6 protein-coding genes and 1 pseudogene are annotated in these 5,032 nt (G+C 61.9%); all 7 read left to right on the top strand.

The genetic code is table 11. The annotated features are described in order from the left end of the window. Window positions 1–1,039: insulinase family protein (locus GHO25_RS25100; RefSeq protein ID WP_178110232.1), on the top strand; the 1,039-nt coding region annotated here is incomplete at its 5' end. 150 nt (window positions 1,040–1,189) lie between these two features. Continuing rightward, window positions 1,190–1,264, top strand: a complete 75-nt coding sequence (pqqA, locus tag GHO25_RS25095; RefSeq protein ID WP_003422658.1) for a pyrroloquinoline quinone precursor peptide PqqA — start codon at window positions 1,190–1,192, stop codon at window positions 1,262–1,264. 97 nt (window positions 1,265–1,361) lie between these two features. Further along, a complete protein-coding gene (gene pqqB / locus GHO25_RS25090) occupies window positions 1,362–2,273 on the top strand; it encodes a pyrroloquinoline quinone biosynthesis protein PqqB (RefSeq protein WP_048372265.1) in 912 nt (303 codons plus the stop codon). A gap of 130 nt (window positions 2,274–2,403) precedes the next feature. Then, complete coding sequence (gene pqqC / locus GHO25_RS25085) at window positions 2,404–3,156, top strand: pyrroloquinoline-quinone synthase PqqC (RefSeq protein ID WP_048372266.1); 753 nt, start codon at window positions 2,404–2,406, stop codon at window positions 3,154–3,156. Continuing rightward, on the top strand, window positions 3,153–3,428 hold the full coding sequence (pqqD, locus tag GHO25_RS25080; RefSeq protein ID WP_048372268.1) for a pyrroloquinoline quinone biosynthesis peptide chaperone PqqD: 276 nt from the start codon (window positions 3,153–3,155) through the stop codon (window positions 3,426–3,428). Before pqqC ends, pqqD begins: the two co-directional genes overlap by 4 nt. After that, on the top strand, window positions 3,400–4,572 hold the full coding sequence (pqqE, locus tag GHO25_RS25075) for a pyrroloquinoline quinone biosynthesis protein PqqE (protein ID WP_048372269.1): 1,173 nt from the start codon (window positions 3,400–3,402) through the stop codon (window positions 4,570–4,572). Before pqqD ends, pqqE begins: the two co-directional genes overlap by 29 nt. After that, a pseudogene (locus GHO25_RS25070) lies at window positions 4,538–5,002 on the top strand (S9 family peptidase); the annotation flags it as partial. The gene pqqE and the pseudogene GHO25_RS25070, both read left to right, overlap by 35 nt. Window positions 5,003–5,032: the final 30 nt, after the last annotated feature.

Genomic DNA, 5,032 nt, shown 5'->3' with positions numbered 1-5,032 from the left:
TTACCTGCGCTGGCGCTTGCCGGCCAGCCCGGCCGACAGCTTGCTGCTCGCACTGGAGAACCGCCTGCGTCCGCTGCAACAGGATGCCCGCGAGGCCGGGGTCGAACTGTCATGCAGTGCTTCAGGCCATGACTGGCAGCTGAAAATGCAGGGCTTGCACACCCCGATGCCGGCCATTCTGGAGCACGCTTTGCGCGCCCTCGAAACACCGGACGCACCGCCGGGCAACTCGCCAGCGGCGCTGTTGATGCCTATTCGCCAGTTACTTAAACGCCTGCCGCAATGCAGCCAGCCTGCGACCGACGCCACCTTGAGCGATGCCAGCCAAGACTGGGCGGCTTCACGCTGGGACGGCCTCGCGCTCGGCCTGCCTGCGGCCACGCAGCCCTTAATCAGCGCCGCCTTGAACAAAGCCCCCGGCACGCCGGACGCGCACTTGCCAATGGCCGCGCACTCGGCGCAACGGCGCTGGGTCACAGAACCCTGCGAGTCCAGCGAACACGCCGTGCTGCTGTTTTGCCCGGCACCCGCTGGTGATCTGGCGGCCGAGGCCGCGTGGCGTTTGCTCGCCCAACTGGCTAGCACGCCGTTCTATCAACAACTGCGGGTTGAGCAGCAATTGGGCTACGCGGTGTTCAGCAGCCTGCGCCAGCTCAATGGGCAAACCGGCCTGCTGTTCGGCGTGCAATCGCCTCACGCCCCCGTGGCAGATATCTTCGAGCACATCCGCGCATTCCTGGCTCAATTGCCGACGCTCATCACGACACTGGATGAAACAACCTTCATCCAGGCGAGAGATGCCTTGGCGCAGCAGTTTTTGCCCGAGTCATTGAGCGGGGCTCAAGCGAGTGAACTGCTGTGGCAAGCAAAAATGGGGGGCCACCCGTCGGACGACTTGAAAGCGCTCTATACCGCGCTTATAAGGCTGGATCCTCAGACTACACTGCAGGCAGCTCAGCAGATTAATCAGCCTGAGTGCGCTTGGCTGTGCCTGGCTACCCAGCCCGCAACTGAAACGTTTTTTCTCGGACAAAGCTGATTTTTACCAACCGCGTAATGAGCTTTCTCCGACATAGAGCGCTCAGCAACAGACAATTTTAGTAACATAGCCGTCCAAGTTGTCAGAACCACTCCTTCGGGAGAGGGACTAACCCAGAGACACCCCACCAACCGCTGAAGGAGACACCCTATGTCGTGGACTAAACCTGCTTACACCGACCTGCGTATTGGCTTTGAAGTGACCATGTACTTCGCAAGCCGTTGATCTGCCGCGGCTCTTGGTTATCAAGAGTTGAGCAGAGCAACCCAACGCCTCGGCTCGCCGGGGCGTTTTTATTTTCAGATTTGCAAGAGAACACGCCATGTTTGTCCAGATTTTAGGTTCCGCCGCCGGCGGTGGTTTTCCACAGTGGAACTGTAACTGCGTGAACTGCGCGGGTTTTCGCGATGGCAGCCTGAACGCCAAAGCACGCACCCAATCCTCGATTGCGATCTCTGACGATGGCGTCAACTGGGTGCTGTGCAACACCTCGCCCGACATCCGCGCGCAACTCCAGAGCTTCGCCCCGATGCAACCGGGCCGCGCCCTGCGAGACACCGGCATCAGCGCTATTATTTTGATGGACAGCCAGATTGACCACACCACCGGCCTGCTCAGCTTGCGCGAAGGCTGCCCGCACGAGGTGTGGTGCACCGACATGGTCCACGAAGACCTGAGCACCGGCTTCCCGCTGTTCAACATGCTCAAGCACTGGAACGGCGGCCTGAACTGGAACCGCATCGAGTTGCACGGCTCGTTCACCATCCCGGCTTGCCCGAATCTGCGTTTCAGCCCGCTGCCGTTGCGCAGTGCTGCGCCGCCTTACTCGCCGCACCGCTTCGACCCGCACCCGGGCGACAACATCGGCCTGATCGTTGAAGATCTGCGCACCGGCGGCAAACTGTTCTACGCGCCGGGTCTGGGCAAGGTCGACGCGCCGTTGCTGGACATCATGGCCGGCAGCGATTGCCTGCTGGTGGACGGCACGATGTGGGACGACGACGAAATGCAACGCCGTGGCGTGGGCACCCGCACCGGCCGTGAAATGGGCCACCTGGCGCAGAACGGCCCCGGCGGCATGCTCGAAGTGCTGGAACAACTGCCCGAGCAGCGCAAGGTGCTGATCCACATCAACAACACCAACCCGATCCTCGACGAAGACTCCGCCGAGCGCGCCGAACTGGCCCGCCGGGGCGTTGAAGTGGCCTTTGACGGCATGAGCATCGAGTTGTAACCCACAAAACTCTGTAGTCGCTGCCGCAGGCTGCGATGGGCTGCGCAGCGGCCCTGCTGTTTTGAAGGGGCTACACCCCTTATCGCAGCCTGCGGCAGCGACTACAAAAACGTTTTTTTCTGGAGGCACCATGACCCAAGCCCCACTCTCCACTGCAGAGTTCGAAGCCGCGCTGCGGGCCAAAGGCGCGTATTACCACATCTATCACCCGTATCAGGTGGCGATGTATGAAGGCCGCGCGACCCGCGAACAGATCCAGGGCTGGGTCGCCAACCGCTTCTATTACCAGGTCAACATCCCGCTCAAAGACGCCGCCATCCTGGCCAACTGCCCGGACCGCGAAGTCCGCCGCGAGTGGATCCAGCGCCTGCTCGACCACGACGGCGCCCCCGGCGAAGACGGTGGCATCGAAGCCTGGCTGCGCCTGGGCCAGGCCGTGGGTCTGGACCCGGACCAACTGCGCTCCCAAGAGCTGGTACTGCCCGGCGTGCGCTTTGCGGTCGACGCCTACGTCAACTTCGCACGTCGCGCCACGTGGGAAGAAGCCGCCAGCAGCTCGCTGACCGAAATGTTTGCCCCACAGATCCACCAGTCACGCCTCGACAGCTGGCCGCAGCATTACCCGTGGATCGACCCGGCCGGTTACGAATACTTCCGCACCCGCCTGGGCCAGGCGCGCCGCGACGTTGAGCATGGCCTGGCGATCACCTTGCAGCACTACACCACCTACGCGGGTCAGCAACGCATGCTTGAGATTCTCCAGTTCAAACTGGACATTTTGTGGAGCATGCTCGACGCCATGACCATGGCCTACGAGCTGGACCGCCCGCCCTATCACAGCGTGACCGACCAACGTGTCTGGCACAAAGGAATCGCCCTATGAGCTTCGATCGCAGCAAAACCCCGACCTGGCGCCAGGGCTATCGTTTTCAGTACGAACCCGCACAAAAAGGCCATGTGCTGCTCTACCCCGAAGGCATGATCAAACTCAACGAGAGTGCCGCCCTGATCGGTGGCCTGATCGACGGCGAGCGCGACGTGGCGGCGATCATCGCCGCACTGGACGCGCAGTTCCCCGGCGTGCCGGAGCTGGGTGATGACATCGAGCAATTTATGGAGGTCGCACGTGCACAGCACTGGATCGAACTTGTCTGACAGACCGCTGGCGCTGCCGCCCAAACCCGAGGTCGGCCTGCCGCTGTGGCTGCTCGCCGAGCTGACGTATCGCTGCCCGCTGCAATGCCCGTATTGCTCCAACCCGCTGGACTTCGCCCAGCAAGGCAAAGAGCTGAGCACCGAGCAATGGGTCAAAGTGTTTCGTGAAGCGCGGGAAATGGGTGCGGCGCAATTGGGGTTTTCAGGCGGCGAGCCGCTGGTGCGTCAGGACTTGGCCGAGCTGATCGGCGAGGCCCGCAAACTGGGTTTTTACACCAACCTGATCACCTCCGGCATCGGTCTCACTGAGCAAAAAATCAGCGACTTCAAAAAGGCCGGGCTGGACCACATCCAGATCAGCTTCCAGGCCAGCGACGAGCAAGTGAACAACCTGCTCGCGGGCTCGAAAAAAGCCTTCGCGCAAAAGCTCGAAATGGCCCGCGCGGTCAAAGCCCACGGCTACCCGATGGTGCTGAACTTCGTCACCCATCGGCACAACATCGACAAAATCGACCGCATCATCGAGCTGTGCATCGCCCTCGAAGCCGACTTTGTCGAGCTGGCGACCTGCCAGTTCTACGGCTGGGCGCAGCTCAACCGGGTCGGCCTGCTGCCGACCAAAGAGCAATTGGTACGCGCCGAGCGCATCACCAACGAATACCGCGCCAAGCTCGAAGCACAAGGCCACCCGTGCAAGCTGATCTTCGTCACCCCGGACTACTACGAAGAACGGCCAAAAGCCTGCATGAACGGCTGGGGCAGCATCTTCCTCACCGTGACCCCGGACGGCACCGCCTTGCCGTGCCACGGGGCTAGACAAATGCCGGTCGAGTTCCCTAACGTGCGTGACCACAGCATGCAACACATCTGGTACGACTCGTTCGGCTTCAATCGTTTTCGAGGCTATGACTGGATGCCCGAGCCTTGCCGCTCGTGCGACGAGAAAGAAAAGGACTTCGGCGGCTGCCGTTGCCAAGCCTTTATGCTCACGGGAGACGCCAGCAACGCGGACCCGGTGTGCAGCAAGTCGCCGCAACACGACCTGATTCTCAAGGCGCGCGAAGAAGCCGAGCACGCCACCCAGACCATCGAACAATTGGCCTTCAGAAATGAACGAAACTCACGCCTCATCGCAAAAGGCTGAACCTTTCAGCGCCGCCCTCGCCGTTGCCGCCGGTGTCGACTTTGCCGAACTGCGGGTCGGCCCCCACGGCCTGTTCTGGAACGAATACCGCCCGCAAGAAGGCACCTGCCGCATTTGGCACTGGCGCGATGAGCAGGCGCACTGCCTGACCCCCGCCACCTTCAGCGTGAGCAGCCGGGTGTATGAATACGGCGGGGGTTCTTTTTGCCTTAGCGATGACGGCGTGGTGTTCGTCAACGAAACCGATCAGCAACTGTACCAACAGGCCCTGGACGGCAGCGCACCGCACGCGCTGACCCACGGCACCTGCCGCTACGGCGACGTGCAGTTTGCCCACGGCCGCGTTTTGGCGGTAGAAGAAGACGCCGCGCAGCACCGGCTAGTCAGTATCGACCTGGCCACCCGCCAGCGCCAGGTGCTGGCGGGTGGCCAGGTCGATACTGACTAGCTGGTGCTGCGC

This window comes from Pseudomonas sp. FSL R10-1350 (genome assembly GCF_009600525.1).
In the GTDB taxonomy this organism is placed as follows: domain Bacteria; phylum Pseudomonadota; class Gammaproteobacteria; order Pseudomonadales; family Pseudomonadaceae; genus Aquipseudomonas; species Aquipseudomonas helleri.
Note: the sequence above shows the minus strand (reverse complement) of the source record. Positions and strands in the feature narration are given on the sequence as shown.